The 21,060-nt window shown below is 64.4% G+C and carries 16 protein-coding genes and 1 pseudogene; 12 read left to right on the forward strand and 5 right to left on the reverse strand.

Features of this window, described 5'->3' with window-relative positions:
• Nucleotides 1–103: 103 nt before the first annotated feature.
• Nucleotides 104–1,166 (reverse strand): annotated as a pseudogene (locus IVB54_RS27910) (isocitrate/isopropylmalate family dehydrogenase).
• A 169-nt stretch (nt 1,167–1,335) separates the two neighbouring features.
• Here IVB54_RS27910 and IVB54_RS27915 point away from each other — a divergent pair.
• Entirely contained in the window at nt 1,336–2,724 is a 1,389-nt protein-coding gene (locus IVB54_RS27915) for an MFS transporter (RefSeq protein ID WP_018457152.1), read from the forward strand.
• A 4-nt stretch (nt 2,725–2,728) separates the two neighbouring features.
• Here the strand turns inward: IVB54_RS27915 and IVB54_RS27920 are convergent, their stop codons facing one another.
• Complete coding sequence (locus IVB54_RS27920; protein ID WP_018457153.1) at nt 2,729–4,348, reverse strand: B12-binding domain-containing radical SAM protein; 1,620 nt, start codon at nt 4,346–4,348, stop codon at nt 2,729–2,731.
• Between the two features lie 257 nt (nt 4,349–4,605).
• On the opposite strand from IVB54_RS27920, the gene IVB54_RS27925 reads away from it, so the two are divergent.
• The 10 genes from IVB54_RS27925 (at nt 4,606) to IVB54_RS27970 (ending at nt 13,750) form a co-directional block, all read left to right on the forward strand.
• Nucleotides 4,606–5,055: a (2Fe-2S)-binding protein gene (locus tag IVB54_RS27925; RefSeq protein WP_007594050.1), complete on the forward strand. Its 450-nt coding sequence runs from the start codon at nt 4,606–4,608 to the stop codon at nt 5,053–5,055.
• An 11-nt stretch (nt 5,056–5,066) separates the two neighbouring features.
• Nucleotides 5,067–7,253 (forward strand): molybdopterin cofactor-binding domain-containing protein, encoded by a 2,187-nt coding sequence (locus tag IVB54_RS27930; protein WP_085352085.1) that lies wholly within the window; start codon nt 5,067–5,069, stop codon nt 7,251–7,253.
• 54 nt (nt 7,254–7,307) lie between these two features.
• Entirely contained in the window at nt 7,308–8,579 is a 1,272-nt protein-coding gene (locus tag IVB54_RS27935) for an NAD(P)/FAD-dependent oxidoreductase (RefSeq protein ID WP_018457155.1), read from the forward strand.
• The gene (gene soxX / locus IVB54_RS27940) at nt 8,572–9,024 is read left to right on the forward strand and encodes a sulfur oxidation c-type cytochrome SoxX (RefSeq protein WP_085362234.1); all 453 of its coding nucleotides are present in this window, start codon (nt 8,572–8,574) and stop codon (nt 9,022–9,024) included. Before IVB54_RS27935 ends, soxX begins: the two co-directional genes overlap by 8 nt.
• Nucleotides 9,025–9,032: 8 nt before the next feature.
• Nucleotides 9,033–9,500, forward strand: a complete 468-nt coding sequence (locus IVB54_RS27945) for a SoxY-related AACIE arm protein (protein WP_026233314.1) — start codon at nt 9,033–9,035, stop codon at nt 9,498–9,500.
• Nucleotides 9,500–9,817 carry a thiosulfate oxidation carrier complex protein SoxZ gene (gene soxZ, locus IVB54_RS27950; RefSeq protein ID WP_018457158.1) on the forward strand — a complete coding sequence of 106 codons (318 nt, stop codon included), beginning with the start codon at nt 9,500–9,502 and terminating at the stop codon, nt 9,815–9,817. The genes IVB54_RS27945 and soxZ overlap by 1 nt, the downstream gene beginning before the upstream one ends.
• On the forward strand, nt 9,814–10,593 hold the full coding sequence (soxA, locus tag IVB54_RS27955; RefSeq protein WP_018457159.1) for a sulfur oxidation c-type cytochrome SoxA: 780 nt from the start codon (nt 9,814–9,816) through the stop codon (nt 10,591–10,593). Before soxZ ends, soxA begins: the two co-directional genes overlap by 4 nt.
• A gap of 78 nt (nt 10,594–10,671) precedes the next feature.
• Nucleotides 10,672–11,994 (forward strand): extracellular solute-binding protein, encoded by a 1,323-nt coding sequence (locus IVB54_RS27960; protein WP_026233315.1) that lies wholly within the window; start codon nt 10,672–10,674, stop codon nt 11,992–11,994.
• Nucleotides 11,991–12,929, forward strand: coding sequence for a sugar ABC transporter permease (locus tag IVB54_RS27965; RefSeq protein WP_018457161.1), 939 nt, complete (start codon nt 11,991–11,993; stop codon nt 12,927–12,929). Before IVB54_RS27960 ends, IVB54_RS27965 begins: the two co-directional genes overlap by 4 nt.
• Nucleotides 12,926–13,750: a carbohydrate ABC transporter permease gene (locus IVB54_RS27970; protein ID WP_018457162.1), complete on the forward strand. Its 825-nt coding sequence runs from the start codon at nt 12,926–12,928 to the stop codon at nt 13,748–13,750. Before IVB54_RS27965 ends, IVB54_RS27970 begins: the two co-directional genes overlap by 4 nt.
• On the opposite strand, the gene IVB54_RS27975 is transcribed toward IVB54_RS27970, so the two are convergent.
• From IVB54_RS27975 to IVB54_RS27985, 3 genes are all read right to left on the reverse strand, one after another.
• A complete protein-coding gene (locus IVB54_RS27975; protein ID WP_247776532.1) occupies nt 13,751–15,406 on the reverse strand; it encodes a regulator in 1,656 nt (551 codons plus the stop codon).
• Nucleotides 15,407–15,416: 10 nt separating this feature from the next.
• Nucleotides 15,417–16,118 (reverse strand): isochorismatase family cysteine hydrolase, encoded by a 702-nt coding sequence (locus IVB54_RS27980; RefSeq protein ID WP_018457164.1) that lies wholly within the window; start codon nt 16,116–16,118, stop codon nt 15,417–15,419.
• Nucleotides 16,119–16,323: 205 nt separating this feature from the next.
• Nucleotides 16,324–17,292 (reverse strand): hypothetical protein, encoded by a 969-nt coding sequence (locus tag IVB54_RS27985; RefSeq protein WP_026233316.1) that lies wholly within the window; start codon nt 17,290–17,292, stop codon nt 16,324–16,326.
• A gap of 176 nt (nt 17,293–17,468) precedes the next feature.
• Between IVB54_RS27985 and IVB54_RS27990 the strand changes: the two genes are divergently transcribed.
• Entirely contained in the window at nt 17,469–20,945 is a 3,477-nt protein-coding gene (locus IVB54_RS27990; protein WP_247363501.1) for an indolepyruvate ferredoxin oxidoreductase family protein, read from the forward strand.
• Nucleotides 20,946–21,060 lie beyond the last annotated feature (115 nt).

The raw sequence follows: 21,060 nt of genomic DNA on the forward strand, positions 1-21,060 counted from the left end.
TCGGAAATCCCTTATTAATCAAGGGGCCTTCTACTGTGCATGGGGTTGTTTTCGCGCTTTTTTGTTTTGAGCCCTTAAAAAAAACAAGGCCCCGCATAACCACTCACCCGGCCTGCAGGATTTCCGCAATCGCCGCCCCCCGCGGCGATCGTGCCGAGCTTTCCGCCGACATCGCGCGTTGCCCTGCCCTCGCCGATCGCTTTTGCCACCGCCGCCTCGATCGCACGTGCGGCTTCCTCGTAGCGCACCGCGCCGCTATTCTCGCCGTGCCATCCGAGCAGCAGGGCCGTGGATAGGATCAGCGAGACTGGATTGGCAACATCCTGTCCGGCTATGTCAGGCGCCGAGCCATGCGCGGCCTGCGCCATGGCGAAGCTGTCGCCGACATTGAGCGAGCCGCCGAGACCGAGGCTGCCGGAGAGTTCGGCGGTGAGATCGGACAGGATGTCGCCAAACATGTTGGTGGCGACGATGACGTCGAAGCGGTCGGGGTTGCGCACCACATGCGCCATCATGGCGTCGACGAGGATGTCGTCGACCTCAAGGCCGGGATAGGCCTTCGCCGCCTCGCGGCAGATCTCGAGGAACATGCCGTCACCGAGCTTGAGCACATTGGCCTTGTGCACGATGGTGAGATGCTTGCGCCGCTTCATCGCCAGCCGGCACGCCGCATGCGCGATGCGCTCGCAGCACAGGCGCGTGATCCGGCGCAGCGAGATCACGACGTCCGATGTGACCAGCATCTCGCCGTTGCCCTGCTCCATGTTGCGGTCGGCGTAAAGCCCTTCCGTATTTTCGCGCACCACGACGAGGTCGAAATCGCCCACCCGGCCGGACCGCCCCGCATAGGTGCGTGCGGGCCTGACATTGGCGTAGAGGTCGAGGTTCTTGCGAAAATATCGCGACGGGTTGATCTCGCCATGGGCCTCGTCCTTGAAGTCGAAGGTCGCGGTCGGCCCGAGGATCAGGCCGTCGGCGGCGCGGACGATGTCGAGCAGCTCGGGGCGCACCGTCGTGCCAAATTGTTTGAGGCTCGCATGCCCGACCGCGTGCTCCTCCAGCTGCAGATTGAGCTGGAAGCGTTCGGAGGCCGCGCGCAACACGCCTGATGTCGCGGCCGTGATCTCGGGCCCGATGCCGTCACCGGGCAAAACGACGATGTGCATGGCGGTCCCCTGACATTGCAGCAGTTCGCGCGATCATACGCCGGCGCGCAGGTTCATCGCCCAGCCTTCGCGCATACACAGCATGCAAGCATATGCCTGTGGAAGGCGGCCGCGCCGTAGTACATGCCGAGTCCCCTGGAGCCGGCCGCCGGAGCAACGCGCTAACGCAATGACAATCACGTTACCCGCCGGCGCGCGCGAGCCCGACCACACCATTTCCGACGGCCTTCCAGCCGCACAGCGGCGCTGGGCCATTGCCGCGATCTTCACCGCGCTGGCGATGGCGTCGCTCGACACCGCGATCGCCAACATCGCGCTGCCCGCCATTGCCGGCGACCTGCATGTGAGCCCGGAGCAATCGGTCTGGGTGGTCAACGTCTACCAGATCGCGCTGGTGGCGACGTTGCTGCCGTTGGGAGCACTCGGCGAGATCGTCGGGCACCAGCGCATCTATCTCGGCGGCCTGATCCTGTTCACCATCGCCTCGCTGTTCTGCGCGGTGGCCTGGTCGCTGGAGAGCCTGCTGGTTGCGCGCACGCTGCAAGGGTTAGGTGCGAGCGGCATCATGAGCGTCAACACGGCGCTGGTGCGCTTCGTCTATCCCGGCCGGATGCTCGGCCGCGGCTTCGGCCACAACGCGCTGGTGGTCGCGACCGCCTTCACCTTTGGTCCCTCGATCGCTTCCGCTATCCTCGCGCTCGGCCCGTGGCCATGGCTGTTCGCCGTCAACATCCCGTTCGGCCTGGTCGCGATCGGCATCGGCTTTGCGATGCTGCCGAAGACGCCGCGCGCCGATCACGGCTTCGATTTTCTCGGCGCGGCCCTGGCGTCGGCCTGTCTCGGGCTGTTCATCACGGGCATCGGCAGTGCCGCGCACAATCTCTCACCGATGGTCGTGGGCATCGAGCTGGTCACTGCCCTCGCGCTCGGCTTCATCCTGACGCGCCGCCACGCCGACCATCCGGCGCCGATGCTGCCGATCGACCTGTTCAGCCGGCCGATGTTCGCGCTGTCGGCGGCGACCGCGGTGTGCTCGTTCGCAGTGCAGGGCCTCGCCTTCGTCTCGCTGCCGTTCTATTTCGAGGACGTGCTGGGGCGTTCGCAGGTCGAGACCGGCTTCTTCATGACCCCATGGCCGCTGGTGGTCGGCATAATGGCGCCGATCGCCGGGCGCCTCTCCGACCGGCACGCGGTCGGACTGCTCGGCGGCATCGGGCTCGTGCTGCTCGGCCTCGGCACGGCGCTGCTGGCGATGCTGCCTGCCAATCCTGCGATTCCCGACATCATCTGGCGGATGGTGATCTGTGGCATGGGATTCGGCTTCTTCCAGGCGCCGAACATGAAAGCGGTGATGTCGAGCGCGCCGCCACATCGCAGCGGCAGCGCCTCCGGCATCGTCGCCACCGCGCGCCTGACGGGGCAGACGACAGGGGCGGCGCTGGCCGCGCTCTGCTTCTCGCTGGCCGGTCACGACGGCGCAGTCGTGGCATTGGCACTCGGCGCCGGCTTCGCCGTACTCGGCAGCGTGATGAGCTTTTTGCGGCTGGCGGTGGAGTAGACGGTCAAGCCAGATGTCGGGCCGCCGTCACCTCGACTGTCGCGGCCGGAATGACAGTCTCCTCGTCGAGCGCAGCGAGGCGCTCATCGATGGCAGCGATGACCTTGCGCGAGAACGGCCCGAGATGCGCATAGGCAGCGATCATCTGCACGGCGATCCGCGCCGATGTTGTGTCGCGCTTGGCGCAGTTCATGAAGGTCTGCCACAGCGGCCCGCGCGCCTCGGGAAGGGCTGTGACCACCTTGTGCACCGTTTCCATCGCGCCGATCCGGGCACGGATATCGCCTTCCGCGAGCTCCTGGCGCTGGCGAGAGCGGTCGAGCAGCGTCATCAGTCGGTCGATACGCCTTGCATAGGCGGCCGGGCTGTAGATGTGCTCCAGCACGCGCTTGTAGTCCGTCAGAATGTCGCGCAATGGACGCACCGGATCGAAGTTGATCCCGGCGGTGCACTGATCCGCGCCGATGGTCGGCGCCAGGTCGTGGCCCGGATGCAACCGGCCTTCGCGCTCCAGGCGGCGCGTCAGCTGCGTGTTCGGCAAGGCATAGAGCAGGCCGACCATGCTGACCGGGATCGCCGCCTCTTCGATGAAGTCGATCATGGCATCCGCCATCGAGAGCTTCTCATTGTCGAAGCCGACGATGAAACCCGCGGTGACGAGCATGCCCGCGGCGTAGATCTTGTGGATGCTCTCGGCGATGTTGCGCCGCGTGTTCTGCTTCTTCCGCATGGCGACCAGCGTCGCCGGATCCGGACTTTCGATACCGACGAAGATGGCGAAGAAATTCGCCTGGCCCATCAGGTTCAGGAGCTCGGGATCGTCGGCCAGATTGACCGAGGCCTCAGTCGACAATTCAAAGGGATAGCCGTGAGCACGTTGCCATTCGGCCAGCTGGGGCAGGAACAGCCGCAACGACTTCTTGTTGCCGATGAAATTGTCGTCGACGAAGTCGAGATGGCCGCGGTAGCCCATGGCATAGAGCCTGTCGAGCTCGACCAGCATTTGCTCGTTCGTCTTGGTTCGCGGCACCCGGCCATAGAGCTCGATGATATCGCAGAACTCGCAGGTGAACGGGCAGCCGCGGGAATACTGCACACCGAGATAAAGGTAGTCCTCGAACTTCAGCAGATCGAAGCGCGGAACCGGCGTCTTGGTGACGTCGGCCTGGAATTTCGGCGCAATGAAGACGCCGGAGCGTGCGCCACTGTCCCAGGCCGCGACGAATTCGTGGAGAACGCTTTCGGCCTCTCCGAGCACCTGGAAGTCGGCCCTCTCATAGATATGGGGGCTCGAGGTGGGATCGGGACCGCCCACGACCACCGGCTTGCCCGCGGCACGGCAAATTTCGATCAGGCGCAGCGTGTCGGCCTGCTGCGGCATCATTCCGCCGGTGAAGACGACGTCGGCCCAGGAAAGATCCTCGTCGCTGAAGGATTCCGTGTTGCAATCGATCAGCCGGACCGTCCAGCTCTCGGGCAGCATCGCGGCAACGGTGATCAGCCCCAAAGGGGCCGCGGGCCGCTTCACACCCAACACTTTGCAGGATTCGCCAAAGCTCCAGAAGGACTCTGCCGAGAACAGCGGATAGAGCATCAGGACTTTGCAAGGCTGCGGTACGTTCATGGAACCCCTTTTTGGCTGATTCCACTGTAGCAGAGCATTCTCGACTTGCACCCTGCCAAAAGGGACAAACTGTCGCTCTCGGTTCCGGGGGCGTCGGCGCGGAAGCCAGTAGACGTCGCTCCAAGCCGTGCCGCGGGCGCCCGGGGAAGGAATCCCCGCCGGTTACCCCTCGGACTATTGATTTGAACGTTTCCAATTTGCCGGACACATTGCGCCGCTGAGTCCAGTCGGTGGATTGGGCCAATCAGGGGACTGCGATGGCAAACCTAACAATCAACGGAAAAACCTTCACGCTCGACGTCGAGCCGGATACGCCCCTGCTCTGGGCGATCCGCGAGAATGCCGGCCTCACCGGCACCAAATATGGCTGCGGCATTGCACAATGCGGCGCCTGCACCGTTCACATCGACGGCGTCGCCACCCGCTCCTGCGGGGTTTCGGTCGGCGAAGCCGCAGGCAAGAAGATCACGACCATCGAAGGGCTCGCCTCCGGCAACGCGCTGCACAAGGTGCAGGAAGCCTGGATTGCCCAGGACGTTCCGCAATGCGGCTATTGCCAGAGCGGCATGATCATGGCGGTGGCGGCGCTGCTGAGCGAGAAGCCGAAGCCGACCGACGCCGACATCGACGAGGCCATCACCAATATCTGCCGCTGCGGCACCTTCCAGCAGGTGCGCGAAGCGATCCACACGATCGCAAGCGCGTAAGGAGCCGCCACATGAACAAGCATGTCTCTCCCAGGATGAACCGCCGTGCCTTCGTCATCGGCACCGCCGCGGTCGGCGCAGGTCTCGCAATCGGCCTCGATATCCCCTTCGGCGGTCCCGCCGTGGTCCGCGCGGCCGACGGCTCCCCGGAGATCGGCGCCTGGGTCGTGGTCAGGCCCGACGACACCGTCGTCATCCGCATCGCCCGCTCCGAAATGGGCCAAGGCTCCCTCACCGGCCTTGCCCAGCTCGTCGCCGAGGAACTCGAATGCGACTGGTCGAAGGTCTCGACCGAATATCCGACACCGGGCCAGAGCGTCGCCCGCAAGCGCGTCTGGGGCGATTTCTCGACCGGCGGCAGCCGCGGCATCCGCTCTTCGCAAGACTATGTCCGCAAGGGCGGTGCCACCGCACGCGTGATGCTGATCCAGGCCGCCGCCGAGGCGTGGAAAGTGCCGGCGTCCGAATGCACGGCCGCCAACAGCGTCATTACCCACACGCCGTCCGGCAAGACCACGACCTACGGCAAGGTCGCCGAGGCCGCGGCCAAGCTGACGCCGCCGGCCGAGGTCAAGCTGAAGGACCCCAAGGACTGGAAGCTGATCGGCAAGGGCGTGAAGCGGCTGGACACCGCCGAGAAGACCACCGGCACCATGGTCTACGGCATCGATGTCAAGCTGCCGGGCATGCTGAACGCCGCGATCAAGGATTGCCCGGTGTTCGGCGGCAAGCTGAAAAGCTATGACGAAGCCAAGATCACCGGCATGAAAGGCGTCAAGAAGGTCGTCAAGGTCGGCGACACCGCGGTCGCCGTCGTTGCCGACACCTGGTGGCACGCCAAGACCGCACTGGAGGCGCTGCCGATCGTCTGGGACGAGGGCGACAACGCCAAGGTCTCGAGCGAGTCGATCGCGAAATGGCTGACCGAGGGCCTCGATAACGGGCAGCCGGCCTATGTCGGCAACAAGAACGGCGACGCGAAGGCGGCGATTGCCGGTGCCGCCAAAAAAATCGAGGCCGTCTACAGCTATCCCTACCAGAACCACGCCACCATGGAGCCAATGAACGCCACGGCGCTCTACACGGCGGACAAATGCGAGGTCTGGTGCGGCACGCAGAATGGCGAGGCAGCCTTCGCGGCCACGTTGGAAGCGTCGGGCCTGCCGGCGGAGAAGTGCGACGTGCACAAGGTGATGCCGGGCGGCGGCTTCGGCCGGCGCGGCCAGACCGACTATGTCCGCCAGGCCGTCTTGATCGCCAAGGAGATGCCGGGCACGCCGATCAAGCTGTTGTGGTCGCGCGAAGAGGACATGGCGCACGGCAGATATCACCCGATCACCCAGTGCAAGATGACCGGCGCGTTCGATGCCGACAACAATCTGGTCGCGCTGCACTACCGCCTGTCCGGGCAATCGATCCTGTTCTCGCTCCGCCCCGAAGCGCTGCAGAACGGCATGGATCCGGCCGCATTCCAGGGCGTCGCCCAGTCCGGCGAAGCCGCGTTCGGTTACTCCGTGCCGAACCTCCTGGTCGAGCATGCGATGCGCAACCCGCACGTTCCGCCGGGCTTCTGGCGCGGCGTCAACGTCAATCACAACGCGATCTACATGGAATGCTTCATGGACGAGCTGGCCCAGGCCGCAGGCCAGGACCCGCTCGAATTCCGCCGCAAGCTGATGGGCAATCACCCCAAGCATCTGGCGGTGCTCAATGCCGTGGCCGAGAAGATCGGCTGGAGCACTCCGGCGCCACAGGGCATCTATCGCGGCATCGCGCAGGTGATGGGCTATGGCAGCTATGTCGCCGGCGCTGCCGAAATCTCGGTGACCGACGGCAACAAGATCAAGGTGCATCGCATCGTCGCCTCCACCGATCCCGGCTACGTCGTCAATCCGGCCCAGGTGGAGCGGCAGATCGCGGGGTCCTTCGTCTATGGCCTCTCCGCGCTGTTCTACGGCGGCTGCACCGTCAAGGACGGCAAGATCGAGCAGACCAACTTCGACACCTACAATTCGATGCGCATCAACGAGATGCCGAAGGTGGAGTCGGTGATGGTGCCGAGCGGCGGGTTCTGGGGCGGTGTCGGCGAGCCGACCATCGGCGTCGCGGCGCCGGCGGTGCTCAATGCGTACTTCGCGGCGACGGGCAAACGCATCCGTTCGGTGCCGCTGCGCGACCAGAACATCACCTTCGCCTGAGAAACGCCGCGGCGGCCGCAATCGCCGCCGCGGCACACTTTCCGGACAAGACTCATGAATGCGCCGGTGACACGGCGGGATGCCGTCCTCGGCATCGCCGCTGCGGCCACATCATTCGCCGCCCCTACGATCCTGCGCGCGCAATCGGCGGGCCGCGTCGTCGTGGTCGGCGGCGGCTTCGGTGGTGCGGCGTGCGCCCGCGCGCTGAAGCGCGCGCAGGCAAACTTGCAAGTCATCCTGATCGAACCCAGTACCGTCTTCACTTCCTGCCCGTTCAGCAACGAGGTGATCGCGGGTCTGCGCGAGATCGACGTGCAGCAGTTTGGCTATGACAAGGTCGCCGCCGAAGGCGTCACGGTGATCAGCCAAGCCGTAACCACAATCGAGCCGCAGCTGCGCAGCGTCGTGACGGCCGATGGCGTTGCGCTGCCCTATGATCGTCTCGTCCTCTCTCCCGGCATCGACTTCCATTTCGAGGCTCTGCCCGGCTACGACGACGCCACATCAGAAAAGATGCCGCATGCCTGGAAGGCCGGTGCGCAGACGCTATTGCTGCGTGGGCAGCTGGAGGCCATGCCGGACGGCGGCACTGTCGCCATTGCCATCCCCGCCAATCCCTCGCGCTGTCCGCCGGCGCCTTACGAGCGAGCCAGCCTGATCGCGCATTACCTGAAAACGACGAAGCCGCGCTCAAAGGTCTTGATTCTCGATGCCAAGGACACTTTCTCCCAGCAGCGGCTGTTCGAGAAGGCGTGGAAGGAGCTTTACGGGGACATGATCGAACGCATCGCTCTGTCGCAAGGCGGCCGCGTGACCTCGGTCGATCCTGCGACCAGGACCATCGTCACCGAATTCGGCAATTACACCCCCGACGTCGCCAACGTCATCCCGCCGCAGCGTGCCGGACGCATCGCTGAGGTCGCGGGCGCGGCGGATGCCACCGGCTGGTGCCCGATCGATCCCGTTACCTTCGAATCGAAACTTGTCCCGAACATCCACGTCATCGGCGATGCCTGCCTCGGCGGGGGCATTCCCAAATCGGCATCCGCGGCAAGCGCACAGGGCAAGGCCTGCGCTTCCGCGATCGTGAACCTCCTTGCCGGCCGCGCACCAGAAACGCCGCGACTGACAGGCGTGTGCTACAACATTGTCGCACCCGGCTACGGCTTTTCACTCGCGGGCAATTACCAGCCCAGGGGCGACATCTTCGCCGAGGTCGAGGGCGGAGCGACCAGCCCGGCCGATGCGCCGCGCGAATTGCGCGCCCGCGAGGCGACTGAAGCCGAGCGCTGGTTTCGAGCCATCACGGCGGACACCTTTGGCTAGAACATCGGTCCATATCGCAGCGCTGATCGCCGCCAGTTGCGCCTTCGCCTGCCATGCAGGGGCCGAGGAGCTCCGGCACTACAACGTCGCCGGCGACGGCATCGCGGAATCGCTCACCGGCGCGCCCGGCGATGCCGCGCGCGGGCGCGCGCTGGTGCTCGCGCGCACGACGACCTGCATCCTGTGCCATTCCGGCCCCTTCCCGGAGACCCGGTTCCAGGGCGACCTCGCGCCTGACCTCTCGGGTGCGGGGAACCGCTGGACGGTGAGCCAGTTGCGGCTTCGACTGGTCGATGCGGCGCGCTTCAACCCGAAGACCATCATGCCGTCCTATTATCGCACCGATCACCTCGTGCGGGTCGGGCGAAACTTCGTCGGCAAACCGATCTTGTCCGCCGCCGAGATCGAGGACATCGTGGCTTTCCTTGCAACGCTTCGGGACTAGGACTGTTCATGCCGACCACGCGACGACAATTCCTGAACCTTGCTGGAAGCGTGACGGTCGCCGGGACGCTCCCGATCGTCACGCTGCGGCCGCTCGAGGCGACACCGGCGATGCTCACCGCCGCGATCCGCAACGTCGTCGGCGAAGCACCTGTACGCTCCGGCAAGGTGAAGCTCGACATTCCGCCGCTGGTCGAGAACGGCAACACGGTGCCGCTGACCGTGAGCGTCGCGAGCCCGATGACGGCGGACGACTACGTCAAGAGCATCCACGTCTTCAACGAGAAGAACCCGCAGCCGAACATCGGCAACTTCCATCTCGGCCCCTCCTCCGGCCGCGCCCAGATCTCGACCCGGATTCGGCTCGCGGATACCCAGAAGGTGGTGGCGATCGCGCGTCTTTCCGACGACACGTTCTGGCAGGTCACGACGGAAATCGTCGTGACGCTGGCCGCCTGCACCGAGGAGATGAACTGATGGCCGCGCTCATCAACGTTCCCGCGAAAGCCAGACGCGGCGAAATCGTCGAGATCCGCACGTTGACCTCGCACATCATGGAAACCGGCTTCCGCCATACGGCGGACGGCGCGCTGGTGCCGCGCGACATCATCACGAGCTTCACGTGCCGCTACAACGGTACCGAGATTTTTCGCGCCGATCTCTTCCCCGCGATCGCGGCCAATCCCTATCTGTCGTTCTTCACGGTCGCGAAGGAGAGCGGCAAGTTCGAGTTCGAATGGATCGGCGACAACGGCTATTTGTCCAGCGCATCGGCGTCGATCACGGTCGAATGAGTTTTTGGCGCGCGATATCGGCCGCGGCGTTCCTCGCCACGGCCCCTGCCCTGCTCGCCGGCGAGATTCCGCCGGACGCGCGCCGCTCCGGCTATTCGTTCATGGGGCCCGACACCCGCGCGATGCAGGATGACGACACCTCAAATCCCGGCATGCTGTTCGTGCTCGACGGCGAGGCGTTGTGGACGAAGAAGACCGGCAGCGCCGACAAGGCCTGTGCGGATTGCCATGGCGATGCACGCGGCAGCATGAAAGGCGTCGCGGCGCGCTATCCGGCCTTCGACAAGGCGCTGGCGCGGCCCGTCACGCTCGACCAGCGCATCAATCTGTGCCGCAGCAATCATCAACAAGCACCGGCGCTCCCCTACGAAAGCCGCGACCTGCTGGCCCTGTCCGCCTTCGTCGCGCATCAATCGCGCGGCATCACGATCACGGCCGGCGACGATCCGCAATTGAAGCCATTCGTCGAGCAGGGCCGCGACCTCTTCATGCAGCGCGAAGGGCAGCTCAACCTTGCCTGCACCAATTGCCACGACGACAATTTCAACAACCGGCTTGCCGGCGCGCCGATCACGCAGGGACAGCCGACCGGCTATCCGCTTTATCGGCTGGAATGGCAGACGCTGGGATCGCTGGAGCGCCGGCTACGCAGTTGCATGACGGGTGTCCGCGCCCAGGCCTATGATTTCGGCGCGCCCGAGCTGGTCGCGCTCGAACTCTATCTGATGTCGCGAGCGCATGGCTTGCCGATGGAAACGCCGGCCGTGCGGCCCTGAATTCCACAGATTAGGACTAGGCAGACGCGCAACGGCCGCTAGTATCCGCCCAAATTGAGTCACAGGGAGGGACCTCAAGTGGTCAACCACAAAATCTCGCGTCGTACGCTATTGACCGGCACTGCCGCAGCTGGCGCGCTCAGCCTGACGGGATTGCCGGCGCGCGCCGAGGTGAACTGGAAGAAATACGCAGGGACCAAGCTCGAGGTGATCCTTGCCAAGGGCCCCCGCGGCGACAACCTGCAAAAATACGTCAAGGAGTTCACCGAACTCACCGGCATACAGGTCGAAGCGGAGCAGATTCCCGAGCAGCAGCAGCGCCAGAAGGTGGTGATCGAGTTCACCTCGGGCCGTCCGAGCTTCGACGTCGTCCATCTCAGCTACCACGTGCAGAAGCGGCAGTTCGAGAAGGCCGGCTGGCTCGCCGACTTGACGCCCTTCATGAAGGACCCGGCGCTGACCGCGCCCGATCTCGTCGAGAGCGACTTCTCGGCCGCGGGCCTGCAATATGCCAGGAACGACAAGGGCCAGATGCTGTCGCTGCCCTGGTCGGTCGATTATTTCATCCTCTATTACAACAAGGAGCTGTTCGAGAAGAAGGGCGTCGCCGTTCCCAAGACCCTCGACGAGATGGCTGCGGCCGCCGAGAAGCTCACCGATACCAAGGAAGGGATTTACGGCTTTGTCGGGCGCGGCTTGCGCAATGCCAACATGGCGATGTGGAGCAACTTCTTCCTCAATTATGGCGGGGAATTCCTCGACGCCAAGGGCAACATCCTGACCGATGGTCCGGAAGCGATTGCCGCGACCAAGCTGTATCAGACGCTCCTGACGAAATCGGCACCGCCCGGCGTCGCCGGCTTCAACTGGATGGAGTCGATGGCCTCGTTCACGCAAGGCCGATCCGCGATGTGGATCGACGGCGTCGGCTGGGCGCCACCGCTGGAGGATCCGGCCGCCTCGCGCGTTGTCGGCAAGGTCGGCTACACCGTCGTGCCCGCTGGCCCCAAGGGCCAATATTCCTCGACCTATGGCGACGGCATCGGCGTTGCCGCTGCGAGCAAGAACAAGGAAGCCGCCTATCTGCTCTGCCAATGGGTGGTCTCGAAAACCCAGGGCGCGCGGCTGCTGCAGGCCGGCGGCGGCGTGCCGTTCCGCAATTCGATCCTCGGCGATCCCGAGGTCCAGAAGGGCGTCAAGACCAAGGAATGGCTGCAATCGGTGATCGATTCCGGCAAGATCAGCAAGCTGGGCCTGCCCGTCGTGATTCCGGTCGCCGAATTCCGCGACATCGTCGGCGCCGCGGTCACTGCGACCTTGTCCGGCGCCGATCCTGCCGCCGAGCTGAAGAAGGCCAACGATCAGTACCGGCCGATCCTGGAGCGTAGCGAGAAGGCGTGAGTGCGTTGACACAATCGACTCCGGGCGCGGCACAGTCTGATGCCGCGCCGGAGAAGGAGTTGCGGCCGCCGTCCTACTGGCCGTTCGTGGTCCCGGCGCTGGTCGTCGTGATCGCGATCATCATCTTTCCGTGGGTCTTCACGATCTGGATGAGCCTGAACGAATGGAAGGTCGGCTCGTCGACCACCTTCGTTGGCTTGTCCAATTATCTGCGGTTGACGAGCGATCCCCGCTTCATTGAGGCCATCGGACATACACTGGTCTACACCGCACTCTCCGTGCTGCTGCCGCTCGTGCTCGGCACGTTTGCGGCCGTAGTGTTTCACCAGAAATTCCCTGGCCGCGGCTTTCTGCGCGGCGTCTTCATCATGCCGATGATGGCGACGCCGGTGGCGATCGCGCTGGTCTGGACCATGATGTTCCACCCGCAGCTCGGCGTACTGAACTATCTGCTGTCACTGGTCGGAATCCCCGCGCAGCTCTGGGTATTCCATCCCGCGACCGTCATTCCCTCGCTGGTGTTGGTCGAGACCTGGCAATGGACGCCGCTGGTCATGCTGATCGTGCTCGGCGGCCTGGCAGCGATCCCGACCGAGCCTTACGAAAGTGCACAGATCGACGGCGCCAGCATCTGGCAGGTGTTCCGCTTCATCACCCTGCCGCTGATCATGCCGTTCCTGTTCATCGCCGGCATGATCCGCATGATCGATGCCGTGAAGAGCTTCGACATCATTTTCGCGATCACGCAGGGCGGTCCGGGATCGGCGTCGGAGACGATCAACATCTATCTCTACAGCGTCGCCTTCTCCTATTACGACCTCGGCTACGGCTCGGCGATCGCGGTCGTGTTCTTCCTGCTGATCGTTCTGCTCGCGGCGGTGATGCTTTATGCGCGCCAGCGCATGCTGTGGACCGAGATCGCGAGCGGCACATGACGCCAAGGCAAATCATCGGCAAGATCGGCCTGTGGTTCTCGGTGTTCGTCATCGTATCGCCGGCGATCCTGTTCTTTCTCTGGATGCTGTCGCTGTCGCTCAAATTCGAGATCGACAACGCCGCCTACCCGCCGGTGTTCTTTCCCGAGCATGTCGCCTGGAAAAACTATGCCGACGTGCTCGCCTCCAACCGCTTTCTGACCTATTTCATCAACAGCCTGATCGTCACCGGCAGTGCGACGCTGCTTGCCCTGCTCGTCGGCGTTCCCGCCGGCTACGGCATCGCACGCATGGCCGCGCATAAATCCGCGATCGTGATCCTGATCGCCCGCATCACGCCGGGCCTGTCCTATCTGATCCCGCTGTTTCTCATGTTCCAGTGGCTGGGACTGCTCGGCACGCTGGTGCCGCAGATCATCATCCACCTCGTGGTCACGGTGCCGATCGTGATCTGGATTATGATCGGCTATTTCGAGACGACGCCAATGGAGCTGGAAGAAGCAGCCCTCATCGACGGCGCCACGCGCTGGCAGGTCTTCCGCCATGTCGCGCTGCCGATCGCCAAGCCTGGCATCGCGGTCGCTTTCATTCTCGCCGTGATCTTCTCCTGGAACAACTTTGTCTTTGGCATCGTGCTGGCCGGACGCGAGACCCGCACCCTTCCGGTCGCCGTCTACAACATGATCTCGTTCGACCAGTTGAGCTGGGGACCGCTCGCGGCCGCCGCGCTGATCGTCACGCTCCCGGTGCTGCTGCTCACGGTGTTCGCCCAGCGACAGATCGTCGCCGGGCTCACCGCTGGTGCCGTCAAGGGCGGGTAGCTACTCCGCCGGTGCCGCGTGCATGTCCGCGTGCGGCATGTAAGGCTCGCTCGCGCCGAGCCTGCTGGCCGCGAACAGACCGGCGGCCATCACGGCATAGGCGAACGCGACCGCGGGCGTGACGCCAAATCCGCCGCCGATGCCGACGGCTTCGCCGTGCATGAAGCCGAAGTAGGTCAGGACTGCACCAACCAGCGCGAATGCCGAGGCTTTCTCGAAGTCGCGCTCGATGATGAAGACGCCGATCGCACCCAGGATCAGGCCGCCGAGGATGGAGCCGCCGCCCATCACTTCGAGTCCGTGATAGAACACGCCCTGCTGAGGCAGTGCTGCGATCGCCGCAGCCTTGACCGCGTCGGCCTTGTCGGCGGCCATTCCGCCGACGGTCGCAGCCGCGTTCATGGTCGAGCCCAGCATGGTGTCGATCTGGAGCTTGGCCCAGGCGGCCAGATGCGGCGTCAGCGCCAGCACGATCGCGGGCGCGTGCTTGACCGGCGTGGTCTGGAACGCCTGCGCGCCGATCAGCATGCCGATATAGAGCAAGATTGGCGAGATCGCGACGACCGGGACCAGCGCCAGCAGCACCGAGATGATGCCGAACCAGGCCAGCACCACCACCATGATGCCGGTCGCAGCCGAGTAACCGATGCGGCCGCCCATCGCCTTCCAGCCGGGATGGCCGATATAGACGGCGTTGATGAAGGGATTGCCCATCAGGCAGCCAATCAGGCTGACGATTCCGTCGGCGGTGAGCACGCGCGTGGTCGGATATTCGTCGCCGGCGGCCTCCGCGCTCTCGACATTGTCCATGGCCTCGACGAGATCATAGATGCCGAACGGAATGGCGGTAACCAGAATGATTCCGAGGAATTCGAAACCGGAGAAGACGTAGCCTACCGCCGGGATCGGCACCGAGAAGCCGAAATTGGCAAAGGCATCACTGACGCCTTTGACGCTCAGTCCACCGAGACCGAGGCCGAACAGGTTCGAACCCCATGCGATGACCATGCCCACCGCGATCGCGACGAGACCGGCGGGAATGCCGCGCCAATATTTCACGCCACCGAACCAGCTCACCAGAATGATGGCGAAGCAGACCAGGCCGATCTGCGGCGTCATGTACATTTCGAGCGCCGGCCGCATCGAGATGAAGGTGACGGATACGCCGGCGAGCGTACCGAGCAGCGCCGCGCGCGGTGTGATTTTTCGAATGAACGGCGCGATGAAGCCGCCGATCATCAGGATGAAGCTCTGGAAGAACACCCAGACCAGGCCCGCCGACCAGCCCTTGAGCGGATCGCCGGTCTTGATCGTGATCGGCAGCATGATCACGAAGGTGACGATGAACATGTGCGGTACGCTGACGCCTGACGGTAACGCACAGACGTCGTTGCGGCCGGTCGTCTGTGCCAGACGATAAGCGAGGAACGCGTAGTAGAAGGTGGAAAGGCACATCATCAGCCCGAGTGCGGGAAGGATGCGGCCGAACACCAGTGAGTCGGGCATCTTCAACACGAAGCGCAACAGGCCTGTGAGCACCAGCATGTTGACGAGGATGTTGGTGCCGAAGCCGAAAAACGCGTTCCAGTCGCCCGGTGTCCATAGTGCTGGCTTGAACTCGGAGGTGCCGGCCGTCCCTGTCGTGCCTGTGCTCATCGTGATGCCCCTACGCTGATGTGGAAATCTTCATCGCCTCCAGAACCGCGGCTGAGCTTGCAACCCAGCCGAAGATGCCGCCCTGGGCCTTGATCATCTTCAAGCCCATCTCGTGAAATTCGGGGAAGTAGGATGCGCAGCCGTCCGAGATAACGATGCAGCGATAGCCGCGGTCATTGGCCTCGCGCACGGTGGTGTTGACGCACACCTCGGTGGTGACGCCGCACACCAGCAGATTCTCGATGCCGTATTTCTCCAGCACGTCGGTGAGCTCGGTGGCGTAGAACGCGCCCTTGCCGGGCTTGTCGATCACGATCTCGCTGTCGAGCGGATAGAGCTCCGGGATGATGTCGTGGCCCGCCTCGCCGCGAATGAGAATGCGGCCCATAGGACCGGGGTCCCCGATGCGAAGCGATGGCGCGCCGCGCTCGACTTTCGCCGGCGGCGCGTCGGAGAGATCGGGCAGATGGCCCTCGCGCGTGTGGATCACCAGCATGCCGGTCTCCCGCGCCGCCTTCAGCACCGCACCGATCGGCTTCACCGCGCGCGCGAGCTGGCTGACGTCGTTGCCGAGCGTCTCGCCGAAGCCGCCGGGCTCCATGAAGTCGCGCTGCATGTCGATGATGAGGAGCGCGGTAGCCGACCAGTCGAGCTTGACCGGCTCCGGTTCGGCGATGATGACACCCAATGTCGGCTTGGTTGAGTTCAACATGACTCAAGGCCCCCGCGAGAACTCTCGTTGCCCGGAGTTCTGCAAGCGCCGTGCCATTGTGTACAATGGCAATCGGGCGGACAGCGCGGGAAAATTTCCTGCGCCGTCAGAATGTTATGAGGAAAGCCGGGGTCTGCTTATTCGCTGTGCGGCGGCTTTTGCGACGTGCATTTGCCCAAAGGATGAGCGACAACGAAGCTCGCTTCTACCGGGCAGTATCTCCGTACAGCCGTCGATATTCTTCCTCATACGGCGCGTAAGAATCCTTCAGCGTCGCCATGTTCAGCAGCATGGTCGCCACCACCGAATTCGTCTTGTCGAACACGCGCGTCTTCACCCAGGCGCTCTCGGTGCGTCGGCTGCCGGAGAGCGCGACGACCTCGCGCTCGACTTCGTAGTCCTCGTCCACAAACAGCGGGCCCTTCACCAGCCTGATCTCCTGGTCGGCGAACAGGCCGACGGCCGGGCCCTTGGCCGGGAGAGGATCGTCCTTGGAGCGGTACTGGAACAGCACGCTCAGCATCTCCATCGGGATGATCGCCCTGCCCCACGGATTCGCAGAAGGATTGCCGGCGCCTGAATAATACGGCGAGGTCTCGGTGATGACGGCGAGCTTCTGCCGCAGCGAGAACGGATAAAGCTCGCCCATGATCTGGTCGAACGCCATCCGCACCGCCTGGCGCCGGCTCGTCTGCGCCACCTTCACGTCGCGCAGGATCACGGGATCAGTGAGCGGGTTGAGTTCGCCAAGACGCGCCTCCAGCGCGGTTGCGGCCTGCGGTTCTCCGACCGAGGCCGTGCCACGCAGCACCTCGGTGCCGTCACGTTTGACCATCTGGATCTGGCACTGGCTGGTGCCGGGCAGCGGCTTCGACAGGATCGCCTGCACCTCCTCGCCTTCGTAACAGACGCTGCGGTAATGCGCGGAGAGACAGCCGCTCTCGAACCAGACCTGTCCCCACAAACGCGCGCCGAGCGGAGCAAACTGGCTGAAATGGGTCGGGCCCTCGATGGTGCCGCCCTTGAAGCCGAGCTTCTGCGCGGTGGCGTCGTCGTGGATCGAGGCGTGCGCGTCGTAGGTTTGGGATTGCAGCATCTGACGCGGCTGACGCCACGGCCCGATCAGAGCGCCGTCGGTCTCCGTGATCTCGGTATCGAACACTTGTGCCGTCATGGTGTCCTCCGCAAGCAAGCCATGACTAGCAGGAGCGCCACGGATGCGGCCAGCGATATTGACTTCGCCTGTGCATGCCCTTGACTGTCACAATTCGCGTCGCGCAGCCGCTCCTCCCTCCCGCAGCGCAAACCCCAAGTCGAATAAGAGCCGACCAAGAGACGAGGACTTCCGAAATGACGCTGATGCAGGTCGAGCTGGACGACAAATACCGGCTCGAATCGAAGCGGATCTTCCTGTCCGGCACGCAGGCGCTGGTCCGGTTGCCCATGTTGCAGCGCGAACGCGATCGACTTCAGGGCCTCAACACCGGCGGCTTCATCTCGGGCTATCGGGGCTCCCCGCTCGGCATGTACGACCACGCGCTGTGGCGCGCGAAGTCATACCTCCAGCAGCACGACATTGCCTTCGTCCCCGGCCTTAATGAGGACCTAGCGGCGACCGCCGTCTGGGGCAGCCAGCAGGTCGGCCTGTTTCCCGGCGCCAAGGTCGATGGCGTGTTCGGCATCTGGTACGGCAAGGGGCCCGGCGTCGATCGCTCGGTTGACGCGCTCAAGCATGCGAATGCCGCCGGCACCTCGCTGAATGGCGGCGTACTCGCGCTTGCCGGCGACGACCATGGCTGCCAATCCTCGACACTGGCACACCAGAGCGAGCAGGTCTTCGCAGCGGCGCTGATCCCCGTGATCAACCCGGCGACGCTGCAGGATTATCTCGACCTCGGCCTTTACGGTTTTGCGCTGTCGCGCTTCTCCGGCTGCTGGGTCGGCTTCAAGGCGATCAGCGAAACCGTGGAGAGTTCGGCGTCGATCTACAGTGATCCCGAACGCATCCAGATTAAGCTCCCCGACGATTTCGAGATGCCGCCCGGCGGCCTCAACATCCGCTGGCCCGATCCGCCGCTGGACGCAGAGAGGCGCCTGTTCGGCCCGAAGATGGCGGCGGTGCAGGCCTTTGCGCGCGCCAACCAGCTCGACCGCATCGTGCTCGACTCCAGGCCGGCACGGCTCGGCATCGTCGCGACCGGTAAGGCTTATCTTGATCTGCGGCAGGCGCTGGCCGATCTGGGCATTTCCGACAAGGACGCGGAGGACCTTGGCCTGCGCATCTACAAGGTCGCGATGACCTGGCCGCTGGAAGAAAGCGGGGCCAAGCGCTTCGCCGAAGGGCTTCAGGACGTGCTGGTGGTCGAGGAGAAGCGCGGTTTCATCGAAGACCAGCTGATGCGCATCCTCTACAATATCGATGCGTCCAGGCGCCCAACCGTTACCGGGAAGCGCGACGAACGCGGCGCGCCGCTATTGCCGAGCGAGGGCGAGCTGACGCCGACCATCGTTGCATCCGCACTGGTGGCGCGGCTGCGCAAGCTCGGCCACCACAGCCCAGTGCTGGAGCAGCGCCTCGCCCGGCTCGAGGCCTTCGACACTCCTGTTCCGGCCTCCGGGCAAATCAAGCTCGCGCGCACGCCGTTCTTCTGCTCGGGTTGCCCGCACAACACCTCCACGCGCGTGCCCGAGGGAAGCCGAGCCATGGCCGGCATCGGTTGCCACGGCATGGCTCTGAGCATGCCGACGCGCCGCACCGATCTGATCTCGCATATGGGCGCCGAGGGCGTGAACTGGATAGGACAAGCGCCCTTCACGACCGAGCAGCACATTTTCCAGAATCTCGGCGACGGCACCTACACCCATTCCGGGCTGCTCGCCCTTCGCGCGGCATCGGCCGCCGGCATCAGCATCACCTACAAGATCCTCTACAACGACGCCGTCGCGATGACCGGCGGCCAGCCGGCCGAGGGCGGCTTCAACGTCGCCCAGATCGCGCATCAGGTCTGGGCCGAGGGCGTCAAGCGGCTCGCGATCGTCTCGGACGATCCGACCAAATACCCTGACACCAACTACTTCCCGCAAGGCGCGACCGTCCATCATCGCCGCGAGCTCGACGCCGTGCAGCGCGAGCTGCGCGACATCCAGGGTCTTACGGTCGTGATCTACGACCAGACCTGCGCCGCGGAAAAGCGCCGCCGCCGCAAGCGCGGGCTCTATCCGGATCCCGCCAAGCGCGCTTTCATCAACGAGCTCGTCTGCGAAGGTTGCGGCGATTGCTCGCAAGCGTCGAACTGCGTCTCGGTGCAGCCGCTGGAGACCGAGTTCGGCCGCAAGCGCCAGATCGACCAGTCGAACTGCAACAAGGACTTCTCCTGCGTCGAGGGTTTTTGCCCGAGCTTCGTCACCGTGCACGGCGGCACGCTCAAGCGGATCAAGACCTCGGCGGTGGATTCAGGCCAGTTGTTTGCCGACCTGCCGCTGCCACCCGCGCGTGAGCTGGACGCATCCTACAACATCCTCGTCACCGGCATCGGCGGCACCGGCGTCATCACCATCGGCGCGCTGCTCGGCATGGCCGCCCATGTCGACGGCCGCGGCTGCTCGGCGCTGGACTTCACCGGCCTGTCGCAGAAGAACGGCGCGGTGATGAGCCATGTGCGCATCGCCGCGAAGCCGGAAGACATCTCCGCGGTCCGGATCACGACGGGCGGCGCCGACGTCATCCTCGGCTGCGACATGATCGTCTCGGCCGGTCCCTCCGCGCTCAGTCGCGCCGAGCGCGGAACGACGAAAGCGTATATCAACGCCGACCTGCAGCCGACCGCGAGCTTCGTGCAAAACCCCGACCTCGATTTCGAGATGGGGACGATGCAGACCGTGCTGCGCGACGCCGTCGGCGACAAGAACCTCGACATCATCGATGCCACCGGCATTGCCTCGGCACTGATGGGCGATTCGATCGCGACAAATCCCTTCATGCTCGGCTTCGCCTTCCAGAAGGGCGCAATCCCGCTGTCGCTGGAAGCGCTGCTTCGCGCCATCGAGATCAACGGCGCCGCGATCGAAATGAACAAGCTCGCCTTCACCTGGGGACGCCTCGCCGCCCACGACATGTCGCGGGTGCGGAGCGTGCTGCAATTCAGGAGCCGAACCTCCGCGCCGACAAAGTCGCTCGACGACATCATCGCAACGCGCGCGGAGTTTTTGACCGGCTATCAGGACAGGGCCTACGCCGATCGCTACCTCGCCGCCGTCGCCAAGGTGCGCAAGGCGGAAGCAGCAACCTCGCCTGCTAGCACGGAGCTGACCGAGGCTGTCGCGAAAAACCTGTTCAAGCTGATGTCCTATAAGGACGAATACGAAGTCGCGCGGCTTTACACCGATGGCAGCTTCTCCAAGAAAGTCTCGGAGAAATTCGACGGCGACTTCAAGCTGAAGTTCTATCTGGCCCCGCCGATCTTCGCGCAGCGCGACAAGACGACGGGACACCTCCAGAAGAAGGAATTCGGCGGCTGGATGATTCACGCCTTCCGCCTCCTCGCCGGGCTGAAGTTCCTGCGTGGCGGCGCGTTCGACCCGTTCGGCCGCACCGAGGAGCGCCGCACCGAGCGGAAGCTGGTCGCGGATTATTTCGACATGATCGATCAGCGCATCGCCGGGCTGAAAGCGGAGCAGATCCCGCTGCTGACGAGGCTCGCGCGGCTGCCGGAGACGATCCGCGGCTTCGGGCATGTCAAGGAAGCCAACATCAAACTGGCGGCGGCGGAGAAGGCGCGGCTGGAAGCAGAACTGGAGAACAGCCGCTTTGCTGCGGCTGCGGAGTAGCGGAAGACTGGCGCTACATTCTCGGTGTCATCGCCCGCAAAGGCGGGCGATCCAGTACTCCGAGGCGGTTGTGATTAGTCCGATGGGCTGCGGCGTACTGGATGCCCCGCCTGCC

The organism is Bradyrhizobium sp. CW1, assembly GCF_023100665.1.
Taxonomy (GTDB): Bacteria; Pseudomonadota; Alphaproteobacteria; order Rhizobiales; family Xanthobacteraceae; genus Bradyrhizobium; species Bradyrhizobium canariense_D.